Origin of the sequence: Mitsuaria sp. CC2, assembly GCF_048957715.1 — a bacterium.
Lineage (GTDB): Bacteria > Pseudomonadota > Gammaproteobacteria > Burkholderiales > Burkholderiaceae_C > Roseateles.
In genome coordinates, this window is the sequence record NZ_JARVXN010000014.1 from 39,474 (window position 1) to 53,723 (window position 14,250).

Genomic DNA, 14,250 nt, shown 5'->3' on the forward strand with positions numbered 1-14,250 from the left:
CCGGCGCTCCCCCATGTCTTCCCAGACCTCCGGAAATTCTTCGAACCGCAGGCCCGTGCTGCTGGCCGTCGCCGTCGCGGCGCTCGTCGCCGCCGGCGCGTACGGCGTCCACTGGTGGACCACCGGCCGTTTCATCGAAACCACCGACGACGCCTACCTGAAGGCCGACAGCGTCACCGCCGCGCCCAAGGTCGGCGGCTATGTGACGCAGGTCTACGTGGTCGCCAACCAGACCGTGAAGCGCGGCGATCCGCTGGTGAAGCTGGACGCGCGCCAGTACCAGGCCGCCGCCGACCAGTCGAAGGCGACCATCGACGGCCGCAAGGCCGACATCCGCCGCTTCGAGGCGGACATCCTCCAGCAGCAGGGCCAGCTCGCGCAGACGCGCGCCCAGGCCGAAGCCTCGCGCCTGGCGCTGGCGCATGCGCAGGACGAGGTGACGCGCCACACGCCGCTGGCCGCCACCGGCGCGACGACCGCAGAACGCCTGGCTGAGCTGCGCAACAACCGCGACCAAGCCGTCGCCAGCCTCGCCGCCGCCGAGGCCGCGGTGAAGGCCGCCGACGGCCGGCTGAAGTCGAGCGAGGCGCAGGTCGCGCAGTCGAAGGCGCAGGTCGAGGCCGCCGAGGCCGCGCTGCGCCAGAACCACCTCGACGTCGACGACACCGTCGTGCGCGCCGCCATCGACGGCCGCATCGGCGACACGACCGTGCGCGTCGGGCAGTTCGTGCAACCGGGCACGCGGATGATGACCGTGGTGCCGACGCAGGACGTCTACCTGGTCGCCAACTTCAAGGAGACGCAGATCGGCCGCATGCGCGCCGGGCAGCCGGTGACGCTGCACGTCGACGCCCTGCCCGACCTCGACCTGCACGGCACCGTCGAGAGCTTCTCGCCCGGCACCGGCGCGCAATTCGCGCTGCTGCCGTCGGAGAACGCCACCGGCAACTTCACGAAGATCGTCCAGCGTGTGCCGGTGCGCATCCGGGTCGACCTCGATCCGAAGGCGGATTCCGCGCTGCGCGATCGCCTGCTGCCCGGACTCTCCGTGACCACCGACGTCGACACCCGCGGAGCCCGCCATGGCTGAGGCCGCCCCGTCGGCCGTGCCCGGTGCGCAAGGCGCGTCGAACGCTCCCGGAGCCGCCCCGCACGCCGAGCCCAACGCCGGCACGGGCGACTGGATCGCCGTCGCGGCCGGCGCGCTCGGCGCGCTGATGGCGACGCTGGACATCTCGATCACCAACTCGGCGCTGCCGCAGATCCAGGGCGCCATCGGCGCGACCGGCACCGAGGGCACCTGGATCTCGACCGGCTACCTGATGTCGGAGATCGTGATGATCCCGCTGGCCGCCTGGCTCACGCGCGTCTTCGGGCTGCGCAACTTCCTGGTCGGCAACGCGGCGCTGTTCACCTTCTTCTCGGTGCTGTGCGGCCTCTCGGGCAGCCTGCCGATGCTGATCCTCGCCCGCATCGGGCAGGGTTTCACCGGCGGCGCCATGATCCCTACCGCGCAGACCATCATCCGCACCCGACTGCCGCGGCATCAGCTCCCGGTCGGCATGACGCTGTTCGGGCTGATCGTGCTGCTCGGGCCGCTGCTGGGGCCGGTGCTCGGCGGCTGGCTGACCGAGAACGCCAGCTGGCACTGGTGCTTCTTCATCAACGTGCCGGTCTGCGCGGCGCTGCTCGCGCTGCTCCTGCTCGGCCTGCCCGCGCAGCGCATGCACCTGGAGGAGTTCATCCGCGCCGACTGGCTGGGCATCGTCGGCCTCGCGGTCGGGCTGTCGACGCTGACCGTCGTCCTCGAGGAAGGTCAGCGCGAGCGCTGGTTCGAGTCCTCGCTGATCATCGCGCTGAGCCTCGTCTCCGCGATCGGCATGGCGATGATCGCGCTCTCGCAGCACTACGCCGCCAAGCCCATCCTGCGGCTGCGCCTGATGCGCAACTGGCACTACGCCAGCGTCATCGTCATCGTGTTCACCGTCGGCGCCGGGCTGTACTGCATCTCCTACCTGGTGCCGCAGTTCCTGGCGCTGATCGCCGGCTACAACGCGCAGCAGTCCGGCGCGATCATGCTGCTGGCAGGGCTTCCCGCCTTCCTGATGATGCCCATCCTGCCGCGGCTGATCTCGCGCGTGGACCTGCGCGTGATGGTCATCCTGGGACTGGCCGCCTTCGCCGCGAGCTGCCTGCTCGACATCAGCCTCACCGCCCAGAGCGTCGGCCACGACTTCGTCGGCTCGCAGCTGCTGCGCGGCGTCGGACAGATGCTCTGCATGATGCCGCTCAACCAGGCGTCGATGGCCACGGTCACGCGCGAGGAATCGGGCGACGCCGCCGGCATCTACAACATGGCGCGCAACCTCGGCGGCTCGGTCGGCCTGGCCGTCATCGGCACTTTCATCGACCGCCGCAACAGCCTGCACATCGACCGGCTCGGCGAGACGCTCAACGCGAACGCCACGCTGGTCCAGGAACGCCTGGCCGGCAGCACCGCGAGCCACTTCGCGCAGGTCGGCGATTTCGCCTACGCGCAGCTGCAGGCGATGAAGGAGATGGTGCTGACCATCCATCAGCAGGCCAGCGTCATGACCTTCTCCGAAACCTTCTACGTGCTCGCGGCCGCGCTGCTGCTCTGCGTCCCGCTCGCGCTCACGCTCAAGACACCGCTGCAGCCCGGCAAGGCGCCGGTGTCCAACGACGCGCATTGAGATTCCCATGCTCCACTTTCCGCTCCTTTCCGCTCCGCTCTCCCGCTTCCGGCTGTCGGGACCGCTCCGGCTCACCACGCTCACGACGCTGTCGGCCGTGGCGGCCGCAGCGGCGATGCTGCTGCTCGCCGGCTGCACCACGGTCGGTCCCGACTACAAGGGCGCGCCGGCCGTCGCGGCCGATGCGCTCCAGCAACCGCGCTTCAAGCGCGACGACGCGTCGACCGGCGCGACGGCGCCGACCTCCGACGACGCTTCAGCGCCGGTCGCGGCGCAGTGGTGGCGCGCGCTCGGCGATGCCACGCTCGACGGACTCGTCGACCAGGCGCTGAGCCAGAGCCCGACGCTGCAGGCCGCCGAAGCGCGTCTGCGTTCCGCGCGCGCCGCGTTCAACGAACAGGAAGCCAACGGTCGTCCGAAGGGCTCGGCGTCGGCGCTCGGCGTCGGTGTCTGGCAAGGCCCGGGCACCGACCACGAGAACTCGCTCCATCTCTACAGCGTCGGCTTCGACGCGACCTGGGAAGTCGACCTCTTCGGCGGCACCAGGCGCGCGGTCGAGGCCGCCTCCGCGCAGGCGCAGGCCGTGCAGGCGGACCTCGCCGATGCGCAGGTCTCGTTGACGGCGGAGGTCGCATCGACCTACGTCGGCCTGCGCGCCCAGCAGCGTCGGCAGGCGCTCTTGCGCGACACGGCTGCCTTCGACGCGCAGGCGTTGACGCTGGTGCGCCAGCGGCGCGACCAGGGCGTCGCGAGCGCCGACGACGTGGAGCAACGCGCCCAGCAGGCCGAGGCGACGCAGTCCTCGCTCGCCGACGTGGCGGCGGAGATCGCCGCCTCGCTCGACCGGCTGGCCTTGCTGACGGGACAGGCCCCCGGCGCGCTCGACGAACCACTGGCCGCCTCGCAGTCCGGGCCGCTCGCGCTGCCTCATGCGCCGGACAGCGTCGCCATCGGCGATCCCGCCGCCCTGCTGCAGCGCCGTCCGGACATCCGCGCGGCCGAGCGCCGTCTCGCCGGCCGCAACGCGCAGATCGGCCAGGAGAAGGCGAAGTACTTCCCCAAGCTCAGCCTGCTGGGCAACATCGGCGTCGCCGGCACCGACCCCGGCAAGCTGCTGCGCACCGACCACCTCGCGCTGGCCGCCGTGCCTTACCTGAGCTGGAACTTCCTCGACTTCGGCCGGACAGCAGCCGCGGTGCGCGAGGCCGAAGCGGGCCGAGACGAAGCCGTCGCCAACTACAAGGCCGCGGTGCTCGCTGCCCTGCAGGATGCGAACACCTCGCTGGCCCGCTTTGGCAGACAGCGTCAGTCGGTCCAGCATCTGCTGGCGCAGCAGGGCTCGACATCGCGCACGCTGGATCTGACCCGGCAACGTCGCCAGGCCGGCGCCGCGAGCCAGATCGATCTGCTCGACGCGCAACGCCGCGACACCGAGGCACGATTGAAGGCGCTGGACGGCGAGACCGCCCTGCTGAAGGACTTCGTGGCCTTGCAGAAGAGCCTCGGCCTCGGCTGGGATCTGCCGACCTGACGCCGTCGTTGGTTTCGCAGGACAAGCGCCCGATCCGGGGGGCAATCCGCCGTATCGGGCACCTTCGGGCGGGGGTAGGCTGGCGCTCATGACCGATGCGTCCTCCCCCGCTCCGTCTGCCGGGACCGCCACGGGCGCCGCGGTCCGGTCGGCCCTGCTCAACGTCGCCCTCGCGCTGGCCTACCTCGCGCTCGGCGTCCTGTCCCTGAAGCTGATCCTGCCGCCGGACTTCGTTTCCCCCATCTATCCCGCCGCCGGACTCGCGGTCGCCGCCGCGCTGCGCTGGGGACCCGGCGTGCTGCCGGGCATCGCGATCGGCGGCGCAGCGGTCAGCCTCACGATCGGACTCGACCGCTCGCACGTCCAGCCGCTGCAGCCCGTGCTCGTCGGCCTGGGCGGCGCGGCGCAGGCGTGGCTGGGCGCCTGGCTCGCCAGACGCTGGACCGGCGACCATCCCCCGCTGTGCGAACCCGCAGAACTGGTGCGCTTCCTGGTCGCGACCGCCGGCATCGCCTGTCTGGTCGGGCCAAGCGTCGGCGTCGCCGCCTTGTGGATCACCGGCGCGATCGGACCGGCGCAGGTGATCCCGCACTGGCTCGCGTGGTGGGTGGGCGACGCGATCGGCGTGCTGATCGGCGCGCCCGTATCGCTGGCGCTGTTCGGTCTGCCGCGCAAGCACTGGGCGCCGCGACGGCTGAGCGTGGCGCTGCCCATGCTGATCGCCTGCGCACTGCTGTTCGGCGCCACGCTGCATGTCGCCCGGAACGAGGAGGGACGTCGGCGTCACGCCTTCGACCTGGAAGCGGTCAATGCGCTGAACACCTTGTCCGACACGCTGTCGATGCCGCTGACCGCGCTGGAGGCCAACCACAGCCTGCTGCTGGTTGCGCCGAACATCAGCCGCGTCGACTTCGAGCGCGCGCATGCCGAGCGGGCCCGCGCCGGCGGCGCCGTGTACGCGGTCGGCTGGGCGCCGCTGGTGCGTCCGCAGGACCTGCCCGCCTTCGAGAAGGCGGCGCAGGCGGACGGCTACGTCGGTTATCGCGTGTATGAACGGCGCCGGCCGGGCGACTTGACCCCCAACCCCGCCGAAGACCGGCTGCCGATCCGCCTGATCGCGCCGTTCGCCCGCAACCGGCCGGCGATGGGCGCCAACGTCCGCAACATCCCGCAGGCGCGCGCCGCGCAGGAACGCGCGATGGCGACCGGCCAGCCGGCGGCCAGCGAGAGCTTCCCGCTGTCTCAGGACGCGGGCGTGACGCTGATGGGCGTGGTGGTCTACCGCGCGCTCTATGAGGGCGGCTCCACCGATCTCCGCGACGCCGCGGGCCGCGCCCGCCGGCCCACCGGCGTGGCCTTCGCGACGCTGCGGCCCGAAACGCTGCTGCACGACGCGCTGGCGGCGCGCAAGGGTCGGCTGGACTACTGCCTGATCGACGTCACCGCCGGCAGCCGTCGTCCGCTGCTGGCCGGCGACGAGCGCTGTCTGCGCCTGCCGGCCGCGCTGCCGAGCCGCTCGCGCGACTTCGACTTCGCCGGGCGCGCGTGGCGGCTGGTCGTCTACAACCCGTCCGGGCTGCCGATGCTCGACGGCGGCGCCGCCCTGCCCTTCGCGATCGCGGGTCTGGCCGGCACCGCGCTGCTGGGCCTGCTGCTGCTGTCCGTCACCGGCAGCACCGCGCGGGTCGCCCGGCGGGTCGAGGAAGCCACCCACCGCCTGCGCGCCAGCGAGGAGCGCTTCCGGGACATCGTCGAACACGCGCCGATCGGCGTGGTTACCTGCGACCTCAACGCCAGGCCTCAGGAGATCAACCCCTACTTCTGCCAGCTGCTGGGCATGAGCCTCGAGCAGCTGAAGGCGCGCTCCATCCTGGCGATCACCCATCCCGAGGACCGGGCCGAGGACAGCCGGCTCGGCATGGCGCTGATCCGGGGCGAACTCGGTCGCTACAGCCGCGTCAAGCGCTACATCGGCGGCCAGGGTCAGGTCATCACCGTCCGGTCCACCGTCAGCCTGCTGCGCGACGCGCAGGGCCAGCCGTCGCGCTTGCTGGGCGTGGTCGAGGACATCGGCGAACAGCTCCGGCTCGCGGAGCTGGAGCGCATCCATGAGGCCGAACTCGCGGCCAACCGCGCCAAGAACGAGTTCCTCTCCCGGATGAGCCATGAGCTCCGCACCCCGCTGAACGCGATGCTGGGCTTCTCGCAACTGCTGGAGTCGGACCCCGAGTCGGCGCTGAGCGCGCGGCAGCGCGGCTGGCTGGCGCAGATCCAGCAATCGGGCTGGCACCTGCTGGCCATGATCAATGACACGCTGGACCTGTCGCGCCTGGACGCCGGCGGCCTGCGCGTGCAGATCGACGACCAGGACCTGGCGCCCATCGTCTCGGACAGCCTGGCGATGATCGAGACCCAGCGCCAGCGTCGGGGGGTGGCGGTGGACGTCGAGCTCGCGCCCGACGCCGGCCGGCTGCGCGCCGACGCCACCCGGCTCAAGCAGGTCCTGACCAACCTCCTCAGCAACGCCGTCAAGTACAACCACGAGGGCGGACGGGTCCGGCTGCGGGCACGACGCATCAACGATTCGCAGGTTGAACTCAGCGTGAGCGACACCGGCCCCGGCCTCACGGAGGGTCAGATGGGGCAGCTGTTCCAACCCTTCAACCGGTTGGGGCGCGAGGTGGGCGCCATCGAGGGGACGGGGATCGGGCTGGTGATCACGCAGCGGCTGCTGGCGCTGATGGGCAGCCGCCTGCGGGTGGCCAGCATCGCCGGCGAGGGGGCCACTTTCAGCTTTGATCTTCCGATTTCTTCGGTAGATCAATGACTTAAGTCGGTCCTAAGACGGCAGGCTCACACTCGGTTTCAAGGGTAGCCCTCCCGTGACCCAGCCGATCTGGCGAGCCTTAGCACTCCTCCCGCATGAGTGCTAATATCGTTGGCGTCGGGTCGGAGGACCGCCCCGATACAGGAGCAACGAACCCATGTCCAACACCCTTGCATTGAAGGTCCGCGATCCCTGGTCCCTGGTGCCGTCGCTCGGGAACCTGGATGCGTACATCACGGCGATCAACCACATCCCGCTGCTGACGCCGGAAGAAGAGAAGGATTACGCCACGCGTCTGAAGACGCATGGCGACGTGGACGCGGCCGGCCGGCTGGTGCTGTCGCACCTGCGGCTGGTGGTGTCGATCTCGCGCCAGTACCTGGGGTACGGGCTGCCGCAGGGCGACCTGATCCAGGAAGGCAACGTGGGCCTGATGAAGGCGGTCAAGCGCTTCGATCCGGAGCAGAACGTCCGCCTGGTCTCGTACGCGATGCACTGGATCAAGGCCGAGATCCACGAGTACATCCTGAAGAACTGGCGCATGGTCAAGGTCGCGACGACCAAGGCGCAGCGCAAGCTGTTCTTCAACCTGCGCTCGAAGAAGCACGCGCTGAAGGAACACGCCGAGAACCAGCAGCGCACCTCGCTGACGGAAGCCGAGATCGCCTTGGTGGCGGAAGAGCTGAACGTCAAGCCCGAGGACGTGGTCGAGATGGAGACGCGGCTCTCCGGCGGCGATGTGGCACTGGAACCGCAGACCGACGACGACGGGGAGACTTTCGCGCCGATCGCCTACCTGGCGGACGACGCGCAGGAACCGACGCGGGTGATCGAGTCCCGGTCCCGCGACCGTCTGGCCACGGACGGCCTGCAGAAGGCGCTGGACCTGCTGGACGACCGCAGCCGCCGCATCGTCACGGAGCGTTACCTGAACGTCAACGACGACGGTTCGGGCGGCATGACGCTGCACGAGCTGGCGGCCGAGTACAAGGTCTCCGCGGAGCGGGTCCGACAGATCGAAGTCGCTGCGATGAAGAAGATGCGCAAGGCGATGGTGGCGGAAGCCGCTTGATCCGAGCCTGCTCGATCGCCTGATAGACGCCCCATGACGAAGGCCCCGCGATGCGGGGCCTTTGTCTTTTTCGATGCCACCACCACCCGTGCCTGAGGCCTGCGGGGGCCAGGGGGTTGACCCGATTTGTGGAACATGTGACACGTATGAGGGCCGGCCCCCTGGCCCCCGCAGGCCGAGCGCTGGTTTACTGCCCAGCGATCAACGCCTTGATATCGCTCATCAACGCCTGCGCGCCCGCGCCGTAGCGTGAGAACACCCGCACCCGTCCTTGCGGATCGAACAGGAAGCTGGCCGCCGTGTGGTCCATGGTGTAGCTGTCGGGGGTCTTTCCCGGCACCTTGGCGTAGTAGATCTTGAATTCTTTGGCCGTCTCCTTGAGCTGCTCCGGCGAGCCGCGCAGCGCGACGAAGCCGGGGTCGAAGCTGTCGAGGTAGGCCTTCAGCAGCTCGGGCTTGTCGCGTTCCGGATCCACGGTGACGAACACGCCCTGGACCTTGTCGCCGTCCGGCCCGAGGGCCTTCTTGACCTGCGCCAGTTCGGCCAGCGTGGTCGGGCAGACGTCCGGGCACTGCGTGAAGCCGAAGAACACGACCACGACCTTGCCCTTGAAGTCGTCCAGTGTGCGCGTCTTGCCGTTCTGGTCGGGCAGGCTGAAGCCGCGCGCGTAGGCCGCGCCGGTCAGGTCCACGCCCTGGAAGCTGGCCTTGGGCGCCGAGGAGAAGCCCAGCTTGTCGCAGCCCGACAGCAGCGTCGCCGCGCCGAGGGCGCCCAGGGAACCCAGGGCGCCGAGTCCGAGAGAACGTCGCGAGATCATCCGTACATCCGATCCGAAGGAAGGTTCCGAGGTCCGTCGTCCGAGTCAGCTCAACTGATCCACGGACTGACGTAGTGGTCCAGCAGCAGCGCGCCGAAGAGCAGCGACAGGTGCAGGAGCGAGAACATGAAGGTCTTGCGCGCCAGCGCTTCCGAATATGCTCTCCACAGCTTGAAGGCGTAGTAGCAGAACATCAGCCCCAGCACGAGGGCCGCAGCCAGGTAGATCCAGCCGCTCATGCCCGTCAGGAAAGGCAGCAGCGTCGCCGCGAACAGGATCCAGGTGTAGAGGAAGATCTGCAGCCGGGTGAACTCGTTGCCGTGCGTGACCGGCAGCATCGGCAGGCCGGCCTTGCGGTAATCCTCGCTGCGGTACAGCGCCAGCGCCCAGAAGTGCGGCGGCGTCCACAGGAAGATGATCAGGCACATCAGCCAGGCTTCGGAGCCCAGCTCGCCGCGCATCGCCGCCCAGCCCAGCACCGGCGGCATCGCGCCCGACGCGCCGCCGATCACGATGTTCTGCGGCGTCGTCGGCTTCAGGACCATCGTGTAGATGATCGCGTAGCCGACGAAGGTCGCGAAGGTCAGCCACATCGTCAGCGGGTTCACCAGCACGTACAGGATCGCCGACCCCAACGCGCACAGCGCGCCCGAGAACAGCAACGTCTGGTTGCGGCTGAGCTCGCCGCGCGCGGTCGGACGCCACGCGGTGCGCTTCATCTTGGCGTCGATGTGCTGCTCGATCAGGCAGTTGAACGCCGCCGCCGCGCCCGCCACCAGCCAGATGCCGCCGGTGCCGGCGATCAGCCGCACCCACTCGTCGCCCTGCGGTAGGCCGGGGATCGCCAGCGCCATGCCGATGAACGCGCAGAACACGATCAGCTGCACGACCCGGGGCTTGGTCAGTTGGTAGAACTGCCACCAGCGGGAGGGCATGGCGGCCTGCGTCGCGGAACTCATTTCGAACCCATCGTCAGGATGCCGGCGCGCACCGGCGCCGGCTCAATCACAGTGGTCGTCCGGCCGGCACGCAGCCGCGCCAGCACGATCGCACACATCAGCAGGAGCGCCGCGGCGCCGCCGGTATGGGCCAGCGCAGCCACCAGCGGCCACCCCAGCACCACGTTCGACAAGCCCGAGGCCAGTTGCCACGCGCCCACCGCCAGCAGGCGGCGCGCCCAGCGCCGGGCTTCGAGCCCTTCACCGCCGGCCTCGACACCGCCCTGGCGCCACAGCGCCCAGGCCAGCGCCAGCAACGCGGCGAACACGATCATCGCGCCGCCACGATGCGCCAGGTGGATCGCCGTCAGCGCCTCGAACGGCAACCAGCCGCCGTGGGCGCCGCGACCCAGTTCGCGCCACAGCGTGAAGCCATGTTCGAAGTCGGTCGGCGGCAGCCATTGTCCCTGGCAGGTCGGGAAGTCCTGGCAGGCCAGCACCGCATAGTTCGTGCTGACCCAGCCGCCCAGCGCGACCTGCACGATCGCGAGCACCGTGAAGGCCGCGAATGCGCGTCTCAAGCCGGCGGGCCAGGTCAGCGGCTTCGGTGCATACGATTCGGCCTGCCACGCCAGTAGCATCAGCAGCCCGAGCGCCAGCAGCAGGTGCGTCGTCACGATGGCAGGGAACAGCTTCATCGTCACCGTCCAGGCGCCGAAGACCCCTTGCACCAGGATCCACACCAGCGACAGCGTCGCCCACCACGGCGACGGGGTCGTCTCGCCGGTGCGGCGGCCGCGCGACCACACCCACCAGCTGAGGATCACCAGCACCACGAGCAGGAAACCGACGCCGCCCGCCATGTAGCGATGCAGCATCTCCATCCAGGCCTTGCCGTGCGTCACCGGCCCCGTCGGCATCGCCGACTGCGCGGCGAGGATCTCGGCCTTCGCGCCGATCGGCGAGGCGCTGCCGTAGCAGCCGGGCCAGTCCGGACAGCCGAGGCCGGAATCGGTCAGCCGCGTCAGCGCGCCGATCAGGATCAGGTCGAAGGTCAGGAAGGTCGCCAGCAGCGTGAGCGCGCGCAGCCGCTTCGCCGCGGAATCGCCGCGATGCCGCCATTGCCACCAGACCAGCGGCACCGCGCCGACGAGCGCGGCCATCGCCAGCAGCTCCAGCAGCGGCTCGAAATCGAAACCGATCGCCAATCCGTTCATGCGCGGGTCGTCCTCGTCATCACCGCCCGGGCTTGTCCCAGCCGGCGTTGGCGCGCATCAGGCGCTCGAGGTCCTTCTTCAGCGGCGACGGCTCCGGCGTCGCCGGCGAACGCAGCATCCATCGCCCCATCGGATCGACCAGGAACAGGTGCTCGCCCATGCGGCGTCCCGGCGCGGCCATCAGCCAGCCCTCGATCGCCGAGCGCGGGGCGCGCAGCACCGTCGCCGGCGCGCCGTGACCGGTCAGGGCGTCGATCTGCGCCGGCGTCAGCGTGACGTCGTCCGGCACCAGCACCAGCTTGTCGAGCTTGTCGCGGTCCTTGCCGAGCATCTCGCGCAGCTGGCGCTGCATGAAGAGCATGCGCTCGCAGCCTTCATCGCAGGCCCGGTCCGGCACGTAGGTCAGCAGCCATTGGCCCTTGAGCGACTCGGCGCTCACCGGCGCGCCCTGCAGCGTCGTCAGCGCCATCGCGGACGGCAGATCGCGCGTCGGCGTGATCAGGTCGCTGTAGGCGCGACCGCGCAGGTCCAGCACATAGAAGCTGAAGTACGACGCGATCACCGGCGCCGCGCAGACCAGCATCACCAGCCACAGCGTCCAGCGCGATCGCTTGGGCGGATCGAGGTCGGGCACCGGCACCGAATGGACCGCCATCGTCACCGGACCGTCAGGCGGCAGCGGGGTGTCGGTCGGCGCCGGGGCGGCATCGCGACCGTGGTCGTGCTCATCGCGGATCGCGCTGCTCATGGGAGACGCCGTTCACGGGAGACGCTGTTCATCGGAGACCTTGGTGGCACGGGCGGCTCGGCCAGCGCGGTAGGGAGCGAGGACTTGCAACCAGACATAAAGACCCAGGATCAGCGCCGCAAGCGCAAACCATTGAAACGCGTACCCGTAATGCTTGTGGATGTCGACCGCGGGCGGCGGCCAGTGCCGGTGCAGGCCGTCGGCGGCCTCCGCGCCGGGGACCGACGCAGGCGCGCCGACCGTCGGCGCTGCCAGTTCCGGCTCCGTCTGGAGCAGCACCAGCGGCAGCAGCCGCAGACCGGTCTCGGCCTGGAGGCCCGCGAGGTCCACATTCTGCCGGATCGGCCCCGTCTCCGCGTCCCGGCCCAGCGCATAGGCCTTGGACACGGACGCCGCCAAGCGGCCTTCGATCCGCACCTCGCCCGTCGGCGTGGCGATCGGCGGCAACGCCTCGCGCTGCGCCACGTTGCGCGGACCCCAGCCGCGTTGCACCAGGATCGCGTCGTGGCGGCCGGTGAGCTTCAGCGGCGTCACCACGTAGAAGCCGGTGCGGCCGTCCATCACGCGGTTGTCGAGGTACACCGTGTGCGCCGTCTCCCATTCGCCGGTCAGCACTGCGCGACGATGTTCAAGCCCCGACGGCGGCGGCTGATCCGCGGACGGCAGCGCGGCGGTCGCGAGCGGCGCGTCCTGCCCGCGTTCGTCGATCGCCCGCTGCATCGTCTTTTTCTGATCGGCCCGATCGAGTTGCCAGGCCCCGAGCGACAGCGCCGCCGCCACGCCGGCGACGGTCGCGATCACCACGACAGCCTGACGCCCTCTGGCCTGGGGCCTTCGGGCCCGGCCCGATGGCCCCGAAGGGCCTGGATGGGAATAATCGTCCGCCATGAAAGTCATCGTCCTCATCGCGTTCATCGGCATCCTGGCCGCGCTCTTCTCGGCCGGCGTCCTGATGCTGCGCAAGCAGAAGGGCAAGGCCACCATGGCCCGCGCACTGGCGGTGCGCGTCGGGCTGTCGGTGGCGCTGTTCCTGTTCATCCTTTTCAGCGCCTGGATGGGATGGATCCACCCCACCGGACTGCCGATCGGGAAATGAAGGGTCCTTGACCGGCGGTCGATCATCGCCTGATCCGACCGCCGGAAAAGAAAAGCGCCGCATCGAGCGGCGCTTCTTCATTCAGGGGATCGCGCTGTGAAGCGCGGTCACAGCCAGTACACGATGACGTAGAGGCCCAGCCACACGACGTCCACGAAGTGCCAGTACCAGGCCGCGCCTTCGAAGCCGAAGTGGCGATCCGGTGTGAAGTGCCCCTTCATCAGCCGCAACGTGATGAACAGCAGCATCAGCATGCCCACGAACACGTGGAAGCCGTGGAAACCGGTCAGCATGAAGAAGGTCGAGCCGAAGATGCCCGAGCTCAGCTTCAGGTTCAGTTCCTGGTACGCGTGCCAGTACTCGTAGCCCTGGAAGCCCAGGAAGGTCACGCCCAGGATCACCGTCGTCCACATCCAGGCGATCGTCTTCGCGCGCTTGCCGGCGATCAGCGCATGGTGCGCGATGGTCAGCGTGATGCCCGAGGTCAGCAGCAGCGCGGTGTTGATCGTCGGGATGGGCCACGGGCCCATCGTCGCGAACGCATCCACCGTGCCCGCCGGCGAGGCCGTCGCACCGGCCGCCACGCTCGGCCATAGGCCGTTGAAGTCGGGCCACAGCAGCGCGTTGTCGAGGCTGCCCAGCGTCGGGATGCTGTAGCCGCGCGACCAGAATAGCGCGCCGAAGAAGGCCGCGAAGAACATCACCTCCGAGAAAATGAACCAGCCCATGCTCCAGCGGAACGACAGGTCGATGCGGTCGCTGTACTGGCCGCTCTCGCTCTCGCGGATCGCGTCGCCGAACCACTGCTTGAGCGTGAACGCCCACCACAGCAGCCCGAACAGCAGCGACCACTTGCCCCAGTCGTGGCCGTTGATCCACTGGCCCGCGCCCAGGATCACCCAGAACAGCCCGAACGCGGCCATCGCCGGATGCCGCGACGGGCCGGGCACAAAGTAATAAGGCGTGTTGCCATGAGTCGTCGTTGCCGACATGCGTTCTTCTCCTCGAACTCGGTTCTCAGTTCATTGCCGCACCGCTGCTCACCACCCAGCGGACCAGCAGGATCAATCCGACCACGAACATCGCCGCGACGATGACGCCGGCGACGATCACGTGCAGCGGATTGAGCTGCGATACATCTTCCTCGTGTCCCGACCCCTTGCGCACGCCGAAGAAGGACCAGGCCACCGCCCGGAAGGTCCCCAGCAGGGAGCCCTTGCGGCGCATCGCCCGCTTCAGATCCTCGCCCGGCTGCAGGTCATCGGACATCGTCGTTTCCACCGGCCCGGG

The 14,250-nt window shown here is 69.5% G+C and carries 13 protein-coding genes; 6 read left to right on the forward strand and 7 right to left on the reverse strand.

Annotated elements, in window-relative coordinates; all coding sequences use genetic code 11:
* The first annotated feature begins 13 nt into the window (after window positions 1-13).
* The 5 genes from PV762_RS09935 to rpoH all read left to right on the forward strand — a co-directional run bounded on the left by PV762_RS09935 (window position 14) and on the right by rpoH (window position 8,144).
* Window positions 14-1,090 (forward strand): HlyD family secretion protein, encoded by a 1,077-nt coding sequence (locus PV762_RS09935; RefSeq protein WP_421034876.1) that lies wholly within the window; start codon window positions 14-16, stop codon window positions 1,088-1,090.
* On the forward strand, window positions 1,083-2,714 hold the full coding sequence (locus PV762_RS09940; protein ID WP_421034877.1) for an MDR family MFS transporter: 1,632 nt from the start codon (window positions 1,083-1,085) through the stop codon (window positions 2,712-2,714). The genes PV762_RS09935 and PV762_RS09940 overlap by 8 nt, the downstream gene beginning before the upstream one ends.
* A gap of 115 nt (window positions 2,715-2,829) precedes the next feature.
* Window positions 2,830-4,245: an efflux transporter outer membrane subunit gene (locus tag PV762_RS09945; protein WP_421034974.1), complete on the forward strand. Its 1,416-nt coding sequence runs from the start codon at window positions 2,830-2,832 to the stop codon at window positions 4,243-4,245.
* A gap of 88 nt (window positions 4,246-4,333) precedes the next feature.
* Window positions 4,334-7,072 (forward strand): CHASE domain-containing protein, encoded by a 2,739-nt coding sequence (locus PV762_RS09950; protein ID WP_421034878.1) that lies wholly within the window; start codon window positions 4,334-4,336, stop codon window positions 7,070-7,072.
* Between the two features lie 157 nt (window positions 7,073-7,229).
* Window positions 7,230-8,144, forward strand: coding sequence for an RNA polymerase sigma factor RpoH (gene rpoH / locus PV762_RS09955; protein ID WP_421034879.1), 915 nt, complete (start codon window positions 7,230-7,232; stop codon window positions 8,142-8,144).
* A 187-nt stretch (window positions 8,145-8,331) separates the two neighbouring features.
* Here rpoH and PV762_RS09960 read toward each other — a convergent pair whose 3' ends face one another.
* The 5 genes from PV762_RS09960 to PV762_RS09980 are packed head-to-tail and all read right to left on the reverse strand — an operon-like array spanning window position 8,332 to window position 12,665.
* On the reverse strand, window positions 8,332-8,961 hold the full coding sequence (locus tag PV762_RS09960) for an SCO family protein (protein WP_421034880.1): 630 nt from the start codon (window positions 8,959-8,961) through the stop codon (window positions 8,332-8,334).
* A 50-nt stretch (window positions 8,962-9,011) separates the two neighbouring features.
* A complete protein-coding gene (gene cyoE / locus PV762_RS09965; protein ID WP_421034881.1) occupies window positions 9,012-9,920 on the reverse strand; it encodes a heme o synthase in 909 nt (302 codons plus the stop codon).
* The gene (locus PV762_RS09970; RefSeq protein WP_421034882.1) at window positions 9,917-11,116 is read right to left on the reverse strand and encodes a COX15/CtaA family protein; all 1,200 of its coding nucleotides are present in this window, start codon (window positions 11,114-11,116) and stop codon (window positions 9,917-9,919) included. The genes cyoE and PV762_RS09970 overlap by 4 nt, the downstream gene beginning before the upstream one ends.
* A 19-nt stretch (window positions 11,117-11,135) precedes the next feature.
* The gene (locus tag PV762_RS09975; protein ID WP_421034883.1) at window positions 11,136-11,864 is read right to left on the reverse strand and encodes an SCO family protein; all 729 of its coding nucleotides are present in this window, start codon (window positions 11,862-11,864) and stop codon (window positions 11,136-11,138) included.
* Window positions 11,865-11,876: 12 nt separating this feature from the next.
* A complete protein-coding gene (locus tag PV762_RS09980; protein WP_421034884.1) occupies window positions 11,877-12,665 on the reverse strand; it encodes an SURF1 family protein in 789 nt (262 codons plus the stop codon).
* An 85-nt stretch (window positions 12,666-12,750) separates the two neighbouring features.
* Here PV762_RS09980 and PV762_RS09985 point away from each other — a divergent pair, with 85 nt between their 5' ends.
* Window positions 12,751-12,960 carry a DUF2909 domain-containing protein gene (locus PV762_RS09985; RefSeq protein ID WP_421034885.1) on the forward strand — a complete coding sequence of 70 codons (210 nt, stop codon included), beginning with the start codon at window positions 12,751-12,753 and terminating at the stop codon, window positions 12,958-12,960.
* A gap of 107 nt (window positions 12,961-13,067) precedes the next feature.
* On the opposite strand, the gene PV762_RS09990 is transcribed toward PV762_RS09985, so the two are convergent.
* Together PV762_RS09990 and PV762_RS09995 are read right to left on the reverse strand one after the other, a co-directional pair.
* Window positions 13,068-13,952: a cytochrome c oxidase subunit 3 gene (locus PV762_RS09990; protein WP_421034886.1), complete on the reverse strand. Its 885-nt coding sequence runs from the start codon at window positions 13,950-13,952 to the stop codon at window positions 13,068-13,070.
* A 25-nt stretch (window positions 13,953-13,977) separates the two neighbouring features.
* The gene (locus tag PV762_RS09995) at window positions 13,978-14,229 is read right to left on the reverse strand and encodes a DUF2970 domain-containing protein (RefSeq protein ID WP_421034887.1); all 252 of its coding nucleotides are present in this window, start codon (window positions 14,227-14,229) and stop codon (window positions 13,978-13,980) included.
* Window positions 14,230-14,250 lie beyond the last annotated feature (21 nt).

Coding starts and splice junctions, on each gene's coding strand:
- PV762_RS09935 (WP_421034876.1), top strand. CDS start 14: ATGTCTTCCCAGACCTCCGGAAATTCTTCGAACCGCAGGCCCGTGCTG.
- PV762_RS09940 (WP_421034877.1), top strand. CDS start 1,083: ATGGCTGAGGCCGCCCCGTCGGCCGTGCCCGGTGCGCAAGGCGCGTCG.
- PV762_RS09945 (WP_421034974.1), top strand. CDS start 2,830: ATGCTGCTGCTCGCCGGCTGCACCACGGTCGGTCCCGACTACAAGGGC.
- PV762_RS09950 (WP_421034878.1), top strand. CDS start 4,334: ATGACCGATGCGTCCTCCCCCGCTCCGTCTGCCGGGACCGCCACGGGC.
- rpoH (WP_421034879.1), top strand. CDS start 7,230: ATGTCCAACACCCTTGCATTGAAGGTCCGCGATCCCTGGTCCCTGGTG.
- PV762_RS09960 (WP_421034880.1), bottom strand. CDS start 8,961: ATGATCTCGCGACGTTCTCTCGGACTCGGCGCCCTGGGTTCCCTGGGC.
- cyoE (WP_421034881.1), bottom strand. CDS start 9,920: ATGAGTTCCGCGACGCAGGCCGCCATGCCCTCCCGCTGGTGGCAGTTC.
- PV762_RS09970 (WP_421034882.1), bottom strand. CDS start 11,116: ATGAACGGATTGGCGATCGGTTTCGATTTCGAGCCGCTGCTGGAGCTG.
- PV762_RS09975 (WP_421034883.1), bottom strand. CDS start 11,864: ATGAGCAGCGCGATCCGCGATGAGCACGACCACGGTCGCGATGCCGCC.
- PV762_RS09985 (WP_421034885.1), top strand. CDS start 12,751: ATGAAAGTCATCGTCCTCATCGCGTTCATCGGCATCCTGGCCGCGCTC.
- PV762_RS09990 (WP_421034886.1), bottom strand. CDS start 13,952: ATGTCGGCAACGACGACTCATGGCAACACGCCTTATTACTTTGTGCCC.
- PV762_RS09995 (WP_421034887.1), bottom strand. CDS start 14,229: ATGTCCGATGACCTGCAGCCGGGCGAGGATCTGAAGCGGGCGATGCGC.